Here is a 16121-nt window from a genome sequence, read left to right on the forward strand (position 1 = left end):
ATTTTATAAGCTAAATAGTTGGCAATCTAATAATAATAGCAAGGCCGCCTAAGCTGGCTTTTTCTGCAGCGATTTCACCTTTATGACCTTTAACTATATGCTGGCAAATAGATAAACCTAAGCCAGAACCGCCTTCTTGGCGATTACGCGAACTATCTACTCGGTATAAATACTCAAATAAATGCGATAAATGCGACTGATCTACACCTACGCCATTATCTTCGATTATAAGCTCTAAATAAGTTTGCCCTTTAATGCTTATATTATTAGCCGTTAAAGAAATAGTTGTACATTGTGCATAGTGTACTGCGTTCATTAGAATATTATCGAGTAGCTGCAAAAGGCGTGTTTTATCTGCTTGTACAGTTATGTGTTTAGCGCTATTTAGTAGGTATATTTTTATATTATGTTGTTCAAGCAAAACCTGATACTTTTGCTCAATAGTATTTAATAATAACGCCATATCAGTAGGTTGCATAGTGTAGTGCATACCTCCTAACTCTGCGCTATTGAGCATATGCAAGTCGTCTATTAAGCGTTTTAAATGTAGGGCTTCATCGTTAGCCGAACTTATATTTTTTGCGTTCGGTTCTCGTATACCAAGTAGCATAGCTTCAAGTTCACCGAGTAAAATACTCATTGGCGTCCTAAGCTCATGAGAAATATTAGCAAGCCAACGCTTACGTACTTGCTCATCTTTAGCGAGTGTAAATGCAAGCGTATTAAAATCTTCGCTCAACTGTCCTAGCTCGTCTTTTCGCTCAAGCGTGAGTTTGGTCTCGTAATTACCTTGCGTTAAGCGATGCATACCGTTAGCAATTTGCTTTACAGGGCTTACTAGGTGACGAGACAATAAAAAAGTAACCATTAATGTTAGCAATACCGCAGCTAAAGCAATAAACCATAAGTAGTTAGTTTGCTGCTGTAAAAAATCAAGCTCGTAGCCATCAACCAAGCTATCTCTTTTAGAAACTGCTAAGTAACCCACTATTTTATCGTTAACAATAATTGGGGTTGTTATATATTTTAAATCGCTGAGGTATCTACCCACTACTCGCTGTTTATTTTCGTCAAGCAAAGCGTAGTGAGCAATATTTTCTGGCGGTGGGCGGCGATCTTCCTCTAAACGAATATGATCTGGCGGCGGTCGTCGCATCATTCGCCCACGCGGACCTGGACCTTCTTGTGGCCTAGGCAAAAACTGGCTATTTTCTAATTGCGATTCAACACGTTTTCTAAAGTTTTCGCCATTGCCGACAACACGCTCCCATGAGGGTGTTTGTTCATATTGCTTTGCAAATTGCACAACAAGTGGTTCAAGCGCTTTCACCTCTTTTGCATTAACAAAATCAATTACGCCTTGCCCTATGCTCCACTGTATAAGAACCACCAGCCCTGCAATAACACTAAAGGTAAAACTAAATAGTATTAAAAAAAGTTTATTATGAATTTTCATTAATGCGTGTTTTCAACCTTGCTAGGAAAGCTCTCAAATCGGTATGTTATAAACTCTTTGGTTTGGTCGTTAACATACAGCGTAGCAACTATTTTTTTACCTTGAGCGGTCCAATACATATGACCATGATTATTTAAAGTAACCGATACGGTATTTATACCAGTTTTAAATAAGTTAGCAGGTAAATGCAACGCTTGTCCGTAAATTCGCTGTATTTTAACCCCATTAATGTATAAATGAGCATGACCTTGTAAAAAACCGGTGTCTTGGTTTGTTGTCACGCCCATCATTTGTTGCATGTTCATCGTGCCCTCTGGCGGCACAGACAAATCATAACGCTGTGTATCTAAAATTAAGTTATAACCCGACATACTATCTTTTAATAACTTAAGGCTTAATGCCGGGATTGGCGTGTCATTTGGCACAGCTATAGGCATATGGCTATGATCCATCATTTCCTGCTGCGCAAAGAGCTTGAAGCTCAATAGCGCAGCAGTTGTTAGGATCAATGCGTATTTAAAATAACGCATAGTTACTCCTTACATTCCCGGTGGTGGACCCATTGTTTCGCCAGTATCACAGCGACCAATTGAATTAGCGGCTAATTGACCTTTAAAACGAGGCCCTATTTGATAAGGAAAAGAAGGCTGTAATTTACCATCACTGTCTAACGTTAGTGTTATATGGTAGTGATAACCCTTACCATCATTAGTATCGTGGCCGTTATGCTCATCTAATTGAGCACCGGTTACTGTTTTTTGCGCGTAGTAATAATCTTCAAAGTAATAACCATCGTCGGCATTCAATGTATTACCAGAGAGCGTCGTTACTTGTGCACCTATAGCAGGACCTGCATCACTTGTTTGTGTACCTTGGCTAACATCGTATTGATCAACTAAGGTACAGCTTCGCTCACCCTCAGTACCACAACCCCCTTCACTTGTAGGTGCACCGTAATCTCGCATTTCCCAGCCACTTAATGCTAGTTGTCCGTTACTTTCATAAGGACCATAAAGCGGATAGCCATCAGCTGCAAACCCATAGATAGGTGAATGCGCATCGCCATCATCTTCGAGTAAATCAGCTAAGCAACTAGTATAAAAATGGTGATGATATTCACCGTTAGCAGCATGTCCGCCACACACATCAACATCATATTGCTCAGCAATGGGCGCTAATGTATACCAAATATTATTTCCGTAGCTCATACCATCGCCCCAGTTAAATATACTGGTGCCATTAACCATTAAGCCAACTGTACCTAAACCTGTTTCGCAAGTTTCAGCGTCAGATAAATCGGTAGGTGTTAGCGGAAAATACGCTTCAACCGCTTGTTCTGTTGGGCAACCCGGTCCTGGAGGCCAATAACCTGCACCGCCTGTGTCATCACAGTTTTCAGTGCTGCTGTTATAGCCAATATCTTCACCAAAGGAAATGGTTTGCCCTACTGCTGCAGAAGTTACACCGTTATAAAAATCGGTAGCTGCACGCGGGCGGTTATTTAACGCGTCTACTTGGTCTTGTGTAAGCGTTACATCATATTTAGGAATGTCAGTAGTTTGCACATACATGTATTCAACGTCAGCATCTTCCTCAGTAACGCTAACAACCTCAACTGATTGAACATCTTCAACCACTGCACCATTATTTTGTATGTATGTAGAAGTTGTATCGTTGTTAATTAACCAGCTGGTAAGTTTTGCACTATTATCAACTGTATCTGAGTCTGATGAAGCAATAACATTAACTATAACTGTATCTACAACGACATCGTTTGTGCCATCATCTGCACTAATTTCAAATACAAGTGCTTCATCGGTTAAAACTTCAGGTGCAACAAACTCTGTAGACGTTGCAGTACTTGAAGATAAACTAACGGTAGTGCCTGATGTTTGTGACCAACTAACCGATACTTCACCGTCATCTTCAACCATTGAACTTAAATAAACGGTATCGCCCGCATTAACAGTTTGGTCAATACCAGCATCAACCGTTGGAGCACTATTACTGACTGTATCGCCGTCTGTTGCAGTACTTGTTGAATCGCTATTACATGCGCTTAAAGCGATACAAAGCGCACTTAACGCAAATAACTTAGTTGCATTAGCGGCTTTTGTTTTAAGAAGTGTTTTCAATGCTTGAACCTTTACTTTAACGTTTAATAAAACAAAGTTAACAAGTAAAAGTGCAAACAATGTGCACAAACAAAGGAAGATTGTGATCAAAAAAGACAACCTAAGTTGTCTTTTTGCTATTTAACTGGAGTCTGGCTATTTATTTTTTTCAAATGTTTATCAAAAAAGTCTAAAAATGCCTGAAGAGTTTTAACTCTGTGTTCTTGATAAGATAAGTAATGATCGCCATCCTCAAGCTCAATATAAGTAACATCTTTTGCTTCATCATCAAGTTCATCCTGCATTTCTCTACTATGATAAACAGGTACCACACTGTCGTCAGTTCCATGTACAAGCAATATTGGTCTTGTTATTTTTTTAGCAAAATTCACTGGAGAATTAGCTTCTAGTAAATCATCATCAGTTCCAAACTGCTTTCTAACGATATTTTTGTTTGTAAAGTGTCGTGCTTTACTCACTAAATACTGTAAATCACTTACCCCAGCAAAACTAGCTGCACATTTAAACGTTTCTGGGTGCTTAATTACAGCCATTAACGCTGCATAGCCACCATAGCTAGCACCACCAATACAAATGCTATCTGCTTGTGCTATTCCTTGGTCAATTAACCAGTTTGCACCGTCTTGCAAGTCATCTTGCATAGCCAAACCAAAACCTTGAATTGACTGCATTAAAAAGTCGTGCCCATAGCCGCTTGAACCACGGAAATTAGGCTGTAAAACAGCATATCCGTTATAGGCTAATAAAGCTGTCCAGTAATCAAAATTAGCATAATCCCTTGCCATGGGGCCGCCATGTGGAAATATAATTGTTGGTAACTTATCACCTTCTTTATATTCTACTGGTAGAGTTAGATAGCCTTCTATTTTCAAGCCATCTCTTGCCTTGTAGCTAATGCGCTTTTTGCCTCTGTATACAGAGGCATCTATTTGCGGATAAACATCAGCAATTGCACTCACCTGCTTTTTTACTCTATCCCCAAATAAATAACTACCAGACGTTTTGTCTGAGCTGATATAGAGTATATATTTTTGCTGATCTTTACTGGTACTTACAATGTCTAATTTATATTCATCTTTAGGGAGTGATACGCGCAAAGAACGATGTAATTTATCTAAGTCTTTATCCCAATATTTAATACCATCATCTAAATGTGAATCAGTAAAGCCTGCAACTTCGCCAGTTTGTTGTGAATAAAAAATAGACCCATCAAAATCATATTTACTATTACTGTAAATTAGCTCGCGAGCTTTAGTCGTTAAATTGAGTTTAAATAATGCATCGCGCCCTTCATGTAACGCAGTGATGTATAAAAAATTAGAGTCTTTATCAAACCCTAATATAGAAATACTTTGCTTACTAAAAACCTCATAATCAAATAAAGTTTCCCACGACTGTTTATTCTCATCAAAATAATCGTAAGTAAATTGCGTATCGTCCATTTTTTTTGCAATACGAACTTTACCTTGCCTGTCGGCAAACCAAGTAACTACATTACTGCGTGGTCTTTGTATTTGTGTCTTACGTAATGTGGTTAAATCTAACTCATAAACTGCTGGGGTATTTGCTATTTTAAAATCCCCTTGAACTAAAATTTTATTTTCTTTTTCAGGTAAAAAACTAACAATTCGGTCTGAATATTGTGGCTGGATTTCATCTCTTACTGTGTTGGCTTTAAAAGCTAATTTAAGACCTTTATCATTTTTAAAGTTATACGCATACATAAGCGTTGATGTATATTTAACTCCGCCAAACTGATATTTTATATAGCGAGCACCAAGTAACAGTACGTCATCATTTGCCCAGTTATACCAATCAAAAAACACTGTATGGTTATTTGAGTTTATAATTGGTGTTGTAACCCCCGTCTCCAAGTTTTTAACCATTAAGATTAAAGTCCCTTGATGGTTTCTTATAAAAGCGAGGTTCTTACCATTGGGAGATAGCTTCACTTGGCTAAAATCTTTTAAGCCTGCAAAAACCTCTATAGGTAGTTTTTTATCTTGTGTGGCAAAAGAGCCAAAACTTTGCAAAGCAATTAACAAAGTGAAAATGTACTTAAACATTCGTAAATCCTTTTATTATTATATTCCTAGGTAAACGATTATTTCACAACTGTGGCCTTTTAAGCAAAAACTTATCTTTGGTTGTACTAAAGTAATCGCCGCCCATTTTGCCCACTGCATTTAATAATTCAGGGTCAATATAGCCACCACTCATCACTTCATCGTCTATACAAATACCCACTACATCCAGCAACATCATTTTTCCACCGCCAGGCTCATTTGAAATACTAATAACTTCGCGTAACTTACATTCAAACCGTACTTTTGAATCGGCAACGCTTGGCGCGTTAACTAACTTACTTGGAGCTTGGGCAATGTTAGCTGCATCAAACTCGCTTATATCACTAGGATAATTTGCACAACTTTGGTTCATTTTTTCAACTAGCTCTTGGCTGACAATATTAACCACACATTCTTTAGTTGCCATTAGATTACTAAGCGTATCTTTATTCGTTTTATCACTAGGGTTTACTTGCGTAACACTTAAAACAGCTGGCCTGCAACTAGCCACAGTAAAAAATGAATAAGGCGCAATATTTGCACTACCTTCGCTATTTAATGTACTTATCCATGCGATAGGCCTTGGGCTGATACCGCCTACTAAGTAAGAGTAAACATTTTGGTTGGTATTTTCGGTGAGATCTAAAAACATATTTTTTCAACTAAATAAGAATATCAACATGCCTAATATCTTAATCCGATGAAGGTTGGGGTTAAAGAAGATTTACAAATGAGAAAAGTTAAAAAGTAAAACCGAGCCTTCAGGCTCGGTTTTCAATCCATTTAGCAAGGCGCTACATTATTGAATACTCTGACTTTTGTTTTTAAATCAAATGCAGCATAAGCTGCAACAATAATAAAACACCCCGCAGGCACAACATAAGAAAACGCGACACTGTATGTATCAATAAACACAGCTTGGAATACAGGAACTATCGCTCCACCTAAAATAGCCATTACTAAACCAGCAGCACCTAGTTTTGCATCATCGCCTAACCCATGTAGTGAAATCGCGTAAATAGTTGGAAACATTAACGACAAGCAAGCCGATATACTTACCAGCGCCCATACGCCACTTATATTTGGCATTTTCACCATATAAAAACACAGCAGCATTGCAATAATAGAGGTTGCCATTAACAGTTTGGCAGGACGAATAAATCCCATAAGCCAGGTCATTACAAATCGAGAAACTAAAAAGGTGATCATACTGTATTGTAAAATACTTCCCCCAGTAACTTCATTTGTATCGAGTGCCTCCATTACGTACTGGATGGTAAATGTCCATACACAAGTTTGCGCCGCAACATTAAAAAACTGGGCGATAACACCAAAGCGGTAATGGGTATTTTTAAACAAGCGCTTAAACGTTGCACTAAATTCTACATGCTTAGAGACTTTTTTTTGCTTACAAAAATTAGGTGTTTTAGTAAACGCAATTGCCAACCAAATAAAAACCAACACACAAGCCATACCAACATAAGGCACCATAACTGCATCAAGTTCTGCGCTTATAATGCTAGTTAATTGCTCACTATTCATATTTGTGCGCTCACCAGAGGTTGCGGTATTGAGCTTTGGTAAAATAAGGGTGGCGGCTAAAAAAACACCAATGTTAGTACCGACAGGGTTAAATGATTGCGCCAAATTCAACCTGCGAGTTGCACCTTGTTGGGTGCCCATTCCCATTACATAAGGGTTTGCTGATGTCTCTAAAATAGATAAGCCTCCAGCTAACACAAACAAAGCCACTAAAAAAAAACCATAAGTCATTGCTTGGCTGGCGGGATAAAACAAAAATGCTCCGATTGCAGCCATCCCTAAACCGGTTAACACACCTGTTTTATACGAAAAGCGTTTATTGATATATGCCGCCGGAATAGCTAGGCAAAAGTAAGCTCCATAGTAGCTAAATTGTACCAATGCAGACTGCACTGACGACATAGTAAAAATTTTACTAAACACTTTTACTAGCGGATCAGTCATGTTTGCCGCAGCTCCCCATGCAGCAAAGCACAGAACAAGTAAAATAAAGGGAACCACCATCTCCTTGGAGACAAGAGGTGTTTGTGTGTGTGTGTGTGTGGTCATTGCCGTGTCTCAGTTGTTAATGTTAAGTAAAGCATTTAACCAGTTAAATATCATTCCGTCAATAAATCAACTATAGTTATTTATTGACCTCCTGTGACTTATTTATACTCTGTCGTAAATTTAATAATAAGAAATGAACCCGGCAATAAAGCTAATATAGTCGCCAATTACACACACTCGGTGTACAATTAATCAGGTTATTCAAGATAATAACAACTAGGTAGGAATAATTATCAAATCTAAAAACCCTCGACTCTCTTTACAAGAAGGCCGAAGCCAATCTGGCCTGCGTGCTCATAATGAACGCCGAATTATGTCATTAATTCGCCAACACGGTAGTGCTCCAAAAGCTGAAATTGCACAAAAAACAGGGCTTTCAGCACAGGCCGTCACAGTAATTATCAATAGTTTAGAAGCCGAATCGTTATTAATACGGAAAGACCCTCAGCGTGGTAAGGTTGGCCAACCAACCATCCCATTTGCGTTAAATCCAGATGGTGCATTTGGAATTGGCTTAAAAGTAGGTCGTCGCAGTTTTGATTTAACCTTGATTGACTTAGTAGGAAATATACGCGCAACTTTGCACGAAAACTGCGCTTACCCCACAGTACAGAGCTTGCTAACCTTTTTAGAGAAAGGGATCAGCGTACTTAAAATGAGCTTAAGTGACGAATTAGCCAAGCGTATCTTAGGTGTGGGTGTTGCAACCCCTTACGAAATTTGGAACTGGACAGAAGAAGCCGGCGCTCCAAAAACAGTATTGAATGAATGGAAGTCTTTTGATTTTAAAGAAAAAATAAATCAAATTGTACACCTTCCCGTGTATGTATGTAATGATGATACTGCGGCTTGTTCAGCTGAATTAAGCTTTGGTAATCCTGCTCGTTTTAGCGATTTTTTATATATTTTTATTGGTACTTTTATTGGTGGTGGAGTTGTTATAAACGAAACCTTATTTACTGGTAAAAAAGGTAATGCCGGCGCTATAGGTTCATTACCTAGGCCTATGCTTAATAGAGAAGGACAACTAACCTCCCAACAACTTATTATGCAATCATCACTGTATATTCTCGAAAAAATGCTCAAAGGTGATGGCTACAATACTGACATACTATGGAGTTCAAAAGAGTATTGGGGAGACTTAGGCCCCGTACTCGATAAGTGGATAGACCAAGTTGCAGATGGCCTCGCCTACGCGGCATTGTGTTCTTTAGCTATTTTTGATTTTGAGGCAATTGTCATTGATGGCGCCATTCCTATCAATGTCAGAGAAAAAATAGTTTTGGCAACAAAGTTAAAATTGAGCCAGGCTGATCATCGCGGTATTAATCGCTGTGAAGTACAAAGTGGCTCTATTGGCGCCAAGGCTCAATCAGTAGGCTGCGCTAACCTTCCGTTACTTATCAACTTTTCTCAAGATCACGCAAGCCTTTCACACCACTAATATACTTTAAAGTTAAAAAGCAGCCATCGGTAACGTTGGCTGCTTATTTATTTTTTATCAGAGGTAAAAAATTCACTTAAACAATCAAAAAGCTGTACAAAAAATAATAAGTAATAATAGTTGATTTATTATTTTAAGTTCTCTACATTCTATTTACAAATTTGATAACACTGACATGTTTGATTAATAAAACCGCAAATTTGTATACACACACAACAAAGAGAGAACAGAAAAATGAAAGTATCAGCAAAAATGACTCTAATTGCAGTCGCTGTAGGTCTATCCATATCCCCTAGCGTCTTGTCACAAGAGCAACAAGAAGCAAAAAGTGATTTAGGGTTTGAGCGCATCATTGTAACGGGAACATCTCGGCCAAAAGAGAAAATCGAATCAACTAATGCAATAACTACCTTTAACGAAGCAAAGTTAGAGCAATTGGCTCCGCACAGTGTTGCTGAATTAGTGCGAAGTATTCCTGGTTTTCATGCCGAAGACACCGGTGGAGAAACCGGTAACAACGTAGCCCCACGAGGCTTTCCGTTATCAACGCAAACAGAGTTTACAGCACTACTTCGTGATGGTATGACCGTGTTTTATAATCAAGATATTTTATTTACTCAAAATGATCGCTTTACCCGTTTATCTAATTTTGTTGGCAGCGTTGAAGCTATTCGTGGTGGTGCCTCGTCAATTTTTGTTGGTAGCGCGCCAGCTGGGTTTATTAATTTTATTTCTCGTGAAGGCTCCGATGATACCCAAGGTGATGTGTTTTTTGAAACCAACAGCAACAACCGCCTAGGTGGACAAGGTTGGGTTAGCGGATCAATAGACGATCAGACAACCTATGCTGTTGGCGCTTGGTATCGCAAGGATGACTCCGCACGCGATCCGGGGTATACAGCTAACCAAGGTGGTGAGCTTAATGGCAATATTAAGCACTTTTTTAAAGATGGCAGCGGCTTTACCCGCTTTGAGTTTAATAAACAAAACGATAGATCATTCTTTTTTATTCCTCAGCCATTAATAGGCTCAACCACCAATGCTAAAACAATCCCAGGCGGGATGGATATCAGAGATGGCACCACCGGTAACTCAGCAGGTGCGCGTTTATTAACTCTTAATAACACCCCAAGCGGCGACATTGATTTGGATATTGCAGATGGTAACTACGCTAATGTGACCTACTTTGGCAATACAACCGAAATTGAAATCAACGAAAACTTAGTCTTTTCAAATCAAATGCGTTATACCGATATGCTAACAACCTTTACCGGCATCATTAACGTAGGTAACGCCGAATCGTTAGCTAGTAAAGCACAAGCTATATATGCTGCAAATACTGATGTCCTTGCAGGTGCCATGGTTGATGGTAACCTAAGTTACGATATACGCGATGCAGGAAACGGCTTTGTATTGGCTGATTCAAGCAACGTAAATACCTACAACACCAATGGATACGGAATAAACGCAGGCTTTTGGCATAGACGTTTTGAAGGCGATAACTTTCAAAACGAAACCAGATTCAACTACACCTTTGATGATGTAGGCGAAGGGACTCTTTATGCTAATTTTGGCTTATTCTTCTCTAATATTAATGGCCATGTTACCGACTATCGAATTAATACACTGCAATCAGTAGAGCCCCTGCCGCAGCGCTTAGATGTTGTATTTACAGATGCACAAGGTCTTGACATTGCCAGCGGTACTTACAAAGGTATTCAGGCTGGATCACATGGTTTTGCCGATATTGTTTATAGTGAAAATACCCTTGCGCCCTTTGCTGACTTTGAATACGAGCTTGAAGATGTGTCGTTTAATCTGGGCCTAAGGTACGAAACCCTCAAAGCAGATGGGGAAGCGCAAAACCAAGCTAATTACACAATTGACAGTTTTGCCAGCGATACTGATACCGTCAATGGGAATATTACCCTGCCCTTTGGTGATGGGACTTACCGAAACTTTGATGTTGAATACAACGAAATGGCATGGACAATTGCAGCTAACTACAAATTTAACGACGACTTAGCGGTATTCACTCGATATGCAGATGGTTTTCGTATGCCTGATGTAGATAAATACATGGCGATTACCAACCTAACTAGTCAAGAGGAAATTAATCAATTTAATAACTCTGAGAGACGCGAAACACAACCAGCTTCAACGGTAATGGCCGAGGTGGGCATTAAATATAACGAAGGTGATGTCGCAGCATTTGTAACCGGTTATTTCGCCGCTGCGGATGATTTATTCTTTAATGTACCTACTGTTGAAAATGGTCAAGTAGTGCAACGTCAAGCCTTTAGAAACACAGAAACCTTAGGTGTAGAAGCCGAATTTAACCTGCAAATCACCCAAGACTGGCGCATTGGTGTATCTGCAACGTACCAATCACCCGAATTTGTAAACACACCAGCGGCGCAATACTTGGATGCTAATGGAAGCTCTGCCTCTATTGATATAAACGGCAACTTACCTGTACGTGTGCCTAAGCACTTTGGCCAATTAACTAGTAGCTATCAGTTTGAAGATTTTTCGTGGGGTATGGCAGCTATTCATGGTAGCTACTCTTGGAGCGGTAAACGTTATGCCGACGACGCCAACACAGCAGAACTGCCTATGTATGGCATGTTAAACCTTGGTTTATCCCTTGAAAACGAAGACGGTTATTACCTTCGTGCCGATGTTAAAAACCTAAATAACTCAGAAGGCTTATCAGAGGGGGATCCTCGCGCAGGTGAAACGGTAGCAGGTCAAGCAACTACATTTAATGCGCGCGTTGTCTTACCTCGTACCTTTAGCCTTACTATTGGTAAGCGTTTTTAATTTTACTCTAATCTAGGGTATCGTCATGCAAAGCGATACCCTCGCAATTTTTAGGAAAATATAATGGAAGTAGTTGCAATTGGTGAAGCTTTAATAGATATACTCTCACATGACTGCATGCACAATAAGGCATCAAATAGCGAACTAGACTTCACACAGTTTGCCGGAGGCGCACCCGCTAATGTTGCTGTAGCCGTAGCAAAGCTTGGTGGTTCAAGTTATTTGCTTGGTAAAGTAGGCAATGATAAATTTGGTCGCTTTTTAATAAATGCACTCAAAATGTATAATGTAAACACATCTTATGTTGGCTTTTCAAAAAAAGGGAAGACGGCACTCGCGTTCGTATCGTTGGATGAAAACGGTGAACGTACATTTGAATTTTACGATAAAGATGCTGCACATTACGATTTACAAATAACCGATTTAGAGCCCTCTTTATTTTCAACACCTAAAATTGTGAGTTTTTGTTCAGGCTCTTTTGCAAAACCTTTAGTATTAAATACAACCTTACATGCGCTAAAACACTTTAAAGAATCAGGCTCGGTTACATGCTTTGACATTAACTTTCGTTCAGCCTTCTGGGATGAACCACTCACAGCTAAATCTGTTATTGAGGATGTTGCTAAAACAGTTGATGTTATTAAAGCGAGTAAAGATGAGCTGATCTCGCTTTATGGAATAGAGCATATTGATACCACTATTAGAAGTTGGGTAGATAGTGGCGTAGCTTTAGTTTTAATGACCGATGGTGGCGAGCCTATTACTTTTTCATCTAGCTCATTTAGTGGTACTTATCCTTGCCCTAAGGCATATGTTGTGGATACCACAGCTGCAGGCGATGCGTTTGTAGGTGGTTTTTTATATCAAATATCTTCGCTAGTGAGTAATAAAACAGAATTTACTGACTGGGCAAATAACTTTACTAACGTTTCAAAGGCTATCGACTTTGCTACTAAATGCGGAGCCAAAACTGTAGCAACGTTTGGAGCCTTTGATGCCCTACCTACATACCATGATATCTCGGCGAGTACCCTTAAATCTTCGTGTCGATGTTAAAAACCTAAATAACTCAGGAAACTTATCAGAGGGAAGTTTCACTCAGGTGAAACGGTAGCAGATCAATCAATTATATTTAATGCGCGCGTTGTCATATCTCGTGTCTTTAGCTTTACTATTGGTAAGCGTTTTTAATTTTACCCTAACTGAGGGTATCGTCATACAAAGCGATACCCTCGCAAGTTTTAGGAAAAGATAATGGAAGTAGTTGCAATTGGTGAAGCTTTAATAGGTGTACTCTCACATGACTGCAAGTGCCAAAATTGCTTAACTATCACGGTAATTCTCCCTATTTATAATACTTCTTTTATTGGCGACTCATTTTAGTATCACCTTAACATGAGTTGCCTATATCAAAATCGTTTTTACACTAGTCTTCTTTTACATTTAATACGTATTGGTTTTGTCCTATTATTTATAATGCCACGGTTTTAATATTGCCAGTATGAAAGAAAAAATAAACATCGTGTGGTTTAAACGTGATTTACGTCTTAGCGATCATCAACCATTAAAAAATGCATTTAGTAATGGCTTACCGACCCTGTTATTTTATAACTTTGAGCCATTACTGCTCGAAGATGCACACTACAATGAGCGGCACTGGCGCTTTGTGTATCAATCGATAGTTGAGTTAAATAATCAGCTAGCGCGTTTTAACGCCTGTGTTTATATATTTAATTTAAATATGAACGATTTACTTGAGTCGATAAAGACGCAGTTTGAAATAGTTAATATTTTTAGCCATCAAGAAATAGGCTTAAACAACACCTTTGAGCGCGATAAGGCAATAAAAGCATGGTGCCAGCATAACCACATTAATTGGCAAGAGTCGCAAACAGGCGCGGTAATTCGCGGCAAAAAAAATCGTAATAATTGGAACGAACGCTGGCAGCAAACAATGCAAGCACCTATTGCTGTTCCTAATTGGAAGAGTATAAAAACAATTACCCTTAATAACTATCAAGCGCCTGAGCTGCCAAGCGCTTACACTCAAGATCACGACAGCTTTCAACAAGGTGGCCCACTGCATGCGCGAACCGTAATGCAGAGTTTTTTTGCCGAGCGCGGTAAAGGTTATCAAAAGGGAATATCGAGCCCAAGTTTAAGCCAAACCCACTGCTCTCGGCTTTCGCCCTATCTAGCATGGGGGAACATTAGCCTTAGGCAAGTGTATCAAATGACCATTGATGAATATCATTCAAAACACCCTGACAAAAGAGGTTGGAAACGCCCACTAGCAGCGTTTGTATCGCGCTTGCATTGGCACTGCCACTTTATGCAAAAGTTTGAAAGCGAGTGCTCTATGGAGTTTTTAGCTCTTAATCCGGGTTATCACGTATTTCCGTATCGTGATGATGAACGTGTGAAAAACGATATTGAACGCTGGGCGCAAGGTCAAACAGGTATTCCAATTATTGACGCTTGCATGCGCTGCTTAAAAGCCACCGGTTATATAAACTTTAGAATGCGCGCCATGCTTGTAAGCTTTGTAACGCATCATTTAAATATAAGTTGGCAGCAAGCAAGCTTTCCGCTCGCTAATTACTTTTTAGATTTTGAGCCAGGGATTCATTATCCGCAAATTCAAATGCAAGCCTCGGTCACAGGTATTAATACCATTAGGCACTACAACCCAATTAAGCAATCAGAAGATCAAGACCCAACAGGTTCGTTTATTAAAAAGTGGTGCCCCGAGCTTGAAAAACTCCCTATTGAATATTTACATCAGCCTTGGGAGCAAACTCCAATGGAAGCACTCTTTAACGACTTTAAGTTAGGGGAGGATTACCCTGAACCCATGCTTGATTTAACAGCGGCCTCAAAAGAAGCACGCGAACGCTTATGGCAATACCGTGAGCGAGCCGATGTTAAACGTGCCATAGGGAAAATTCTTAAAAAGCACGTTGGGGGGACTCAAAAAGTTACTCGAACAAAAAGTAAAACGGATACTAAAAATAACAGTAAGGCTAAGTAAGCATGGCGCACAAAAAACTAAACTTACCTCAAAAAATCTGTCCTATTTGTAGTAAACCTTTTACGTGGCGTAAAAAATGGCAGCGCGACTGGGATAACGTTATTTACTGTTCAGAGCGCTGTAAGCGAAATAAACAGGGGTAACAATTAACTGGCGCCTATTTTGCAACATCATCAGTAATTAGTGCTTTTAAGGCTTTATATAAGTTTATTTTGTAAATAACGCTTAGATAACCTGAAAAGCTTACACTCTAGCAAGGAGAAGATGATGACGATTAAAAAAACGGCAAGTTCAACATGGTCTGGCGACATTAAAACAGGCAAAGGTAGCATATCAACTCAAAGTGGCGCGCTTAATAAACAACCTTATGGTTTTAATACCCGCTTTGAAGATGAGGCGGGCTCAAACCCTGAAGAATTAGTAGGTGCAGCGCACAGTGCATGTTTTAGTATGGCGCTTTCACTTGCATTAGGTGATGCAGGCTTTACCGCAGATAAAATTGATACTAAAGCCACTGTAAGCCTTGATGAAGTAGATGATGGTTTTTCGGTGACGCATATTGCCCTTGAGGTAAAAGCGCGTATTGATGATATTCAAAACGAGCAGTTTCAAGCTTTATGTGAGCAAACCAAAAAGAGCTGCCCTATTTCAAAACTCTTAAATACCGAAATATCACTAGATGCGACACTTCAATCAGCATTTTAAATATTTAGACTTAACTATTTAGACAGTCCCTTACTAAACAAGCCAAGTAAATATTTACTTGGCTTTTTTATTATAAAGAAGTATCTCTAGGGCGTGTTGTTCTTTGGTGGTTGAATTTACAGCAGTGTGCTTGGTATTTAGGCTAGGCAGAGCCTATGTTGTGTGGTTATTCCCCATTAATAGGTGATAACGCAGCATAGATGCCAAACATGCGCTGCCCTTTGGGTTCTTTCTAGGGACGATTGACTCTTTGTTGCCTACATGGATGTAGGTAAGGGGCGTGAGCAGGACGCGGAAGCTTTGCTCGGTTTTTACTTATTCTTACATGGATGTAAGCCAGTAGAATAACGCAGGAGCAGTTATCGAGCCC

At 39.4% G+C, this 16121-nt stretch carries 12 protein-coding genes; 6 read left to right on the top strand and 6 right to left on the bottom strand.

Annotation, left to right across the window (positions count from 1 at the left end; genetic code table 11):
- Nucleotides 1-10: 10 nt before the first annotated feature.
- The 6 genes from H5092_RS11085 to fucP form a co-directional block, all read right to left on the bottom strand.
- Nucleotides 11-1456 (bottom strand): ATP-binding protein, encoded by a 1446-nt coding sequence (locus H5092_RS11085; RefSeq protein WP_024597034.1) that lies wholly within the window; start codon nucleotides 1454-1456, stop codon nucleotides 11-13.
- Entirely contained in the window at nucleotides 1456-1986 is a 531-nt protein-coding gene (locus H5092_RS11090; protein WP_024597033.1) for a hypothetical protein, read from the bottom strand. The genes H5092_RS11085 and H5092_RS11090 overlap by 1 nt, the downstream gene beginning before the upstream one ends.
- A gap of 9 nt (nucleotides 1987-1995) precedes the next feature.
- Nucleotides 1996-3651, bottom strand: a complete 1656-nt coding sequence (locus H5092_RS11095) for a YHYH protein (RefSeq protein WP_182733501.1) — start codon at nucleotides 3649-3651, stop codon at nucleotides 1996-1998.
- 56 nt (nucleotides 3652-3707) lie between these two features.
- Nucleotides 3708-5657: a S9 family peptidase gene (locus tag H5092_RS11100; protein ID WP_182733497.1), complete on the bottom strand. Its 1950-nt coding sequence runs from the start codon at nucleotides 5655-5657 to the stop codon at nucleotides 3708-3710.
- Nucleotides 5658-5700: 43 nt separating this feature from the next.
- A complete protein-coding gene (locus H5092_RS11105) occupies nucleotides 5701-6309 on the bottom strand; it encodes a flavin reductase family protein (protein WP_182733498.1) in 609 nt (202 codons plus the stop codon).
- 131 nt (nucleotides 6310-6440) lie between these two features.
- Nucleotides 6441-7748 carry an L-fucose:H+ symporter permease gene (gene fucP, locus H5092_RS11110; protein WP_029753314.1) on the bottom strand — a complete coding sequence of 436 codons (1308 nt, stop codon included), beginning with the start codon at nucleotides 7746-7748 and terminating at the stop codon, nucleotides 6441-6443.
- A gap of 286 nt (nucleotides 7749-8034) precedes the next feature.
- On the opposite strand from fucP, the gene H5092_RS11115 reads away from it, so the two are divergent.
- The 6 genes from H5092_RS11115 to H5092_RS11140 all read left to right on the top strand — a co-directional run bounded on the left by H5092_RS11115 (nucleotide 8035) and on the right by H5092_RS11140 (nucleotide 15751).
- A complete protein-coding gene (locus H5092_RS11115; protein ID WP_206016098.1) occupies nucleotides 8035-9192 on the top strand; it encodes an ROK family transcriptional regulator in 1158 nt (385 codons plus the stop codon).
- A 234-nt stretch (nucleotides 9193-9426) separates the two neighbouring features.
- Nucleotides 9427-12015, top strand: coding sequence for a TonB-dependent receptor (locus H5092_RS11120; RefSeq protein ID WP_024597027.1), 2589 nt, complete (start codon nucleotides 9427-9429; stop codon nucleotides 12013-12015).
- Nucleotides 12016-12078: 63 nt separating this feature from the next.
- On the top strand, nucleotides 12079-13071 hold the full coding sequence (locus tag H5092_RS11125; RefSeq protein WP_024598256.1) for a carbohydrate kinase: 993 nt from the start codon (nucleotides 12079-12081) through the stop codon (nucleotides 13069-13071).
- Between the two features lie 445 nt (nucleotides 13072-13516).
- The gene (locus H5092_RS11130) at nucleotides 13517-15046 is read left to right on the top strand and encodes a cryptochrome/deoxyribodipyrimidine photo-lyase family protein (protein ID WP_182712563.1); all 1530 of its coding nucleotides are present in this window, start codon (nucleotides 13517-13519) and stop codon (nucleotides 15044-15046) included.
- A 2-nt stretch (nucleotides 15047-15048) separates the two neighbouring features.
- Nucleotides 15049-15189 carry a DUF2256 domain-containing protein gene (locus H5092_RS11135; RefSeq protein ID WP_182733499.1) on the top strand — a complete coding sequence of 47 codons (141 nt, stop codon included), beginning with the start codon at nucleotides 15049-15051 and terminating at the stop codon, nucleotides 15187-15189.
- A gap of 124 nt (nucleotides 15190-15313) precedes the next feature.
- Complete coding sequence (locus H5092_RS11140) at nucleotides 15314-15751, top strand: OsmC family protein (RefSeq protein WP_024593544.1); 438 nt, start codon at nucleotides 15314-15316, stop codon at nucleotides 15749-15751.
- Nucleotides 15752-16121 lie beyond the last annotated feature (370 nt).

The sequence above is a fragment of the Pseudoalteromonas sp. SR41-7 genome (assembly GCF_014163935.1).
GTDB lineage: Bacteria > Pseudomonadota > Gammaproteobacteria > Enterobacterales > Alteromonadaceae > Pseudoalteromonas > Pseudoalteromonas distincta.

Coding starts and splice junctions, on each gene's coding strand:
- fucP (WP_029753314.1), bottom strand. CDS start 7,748: ATGACCACACACACACACACACAAACACCTCTTGTCTCCAAGGAGATG.
- H5092_RS11090 (WP_024597033.1), bottom strand. CDS start 1,986: ATGCGTTATTTTAAATACGCATTGATCCTAACAACTGCTGCGCTATTG.
- H5092_RS11085 (WP_024597034.1), bottom strand. CDS start 1,456: ATGAAAATTCATAATAAACTTTTTTTAATACTATTTAGTTTTACCTTT.
- H5092_RS11105 (WP_182733498.1), bottom strand. CDS start 6,309: ATGTTTTTAGATCTCACCGAAAATACCAACCAAAATGTTTACTCTTAC.
- H5092_RS11130 (WP_182712563.1), top strand. CDS start 13,517: ATGAAAGAAAAAATAAACATCGTGTGGTTTAAACGTGATTTACGTCTT.
- H5092_RS11120 (WP_024597027.1), top strand. CDS start 9,427: ATGAAAGTATCAGCAAAAATGACTCTAATTGCAGTCGCTGTAGGTCTA.
- H5092_RS11100 (WP_182733497.1), bottom strand. CDS start 5,657: ATGTTTAAGTACATTTTCACTTTGTTAATTGCTTTGCAAAGTTTTGGC.
- H5092_RS11135 (WP_182733499.1), top strand. CDS start 15,049: ATGGCGCACAAAAAACTAAACTTACCTCAAAAAATCTGTCCTATTTGT.
- H5092_RS11125 (WP_024598256.1), top strand. CDS start 12,079: ATGGAAGTAGTTGCAATTGGTGAAGCTTTAATAGATATACTCTCACAT.
- H5092_RS11140 (WP_024593544.1), top strand. CDS start 15,314: ATGACGATTAAAAAAACGGCAAGTTCAACATGGTCTGGCGACATTAAA.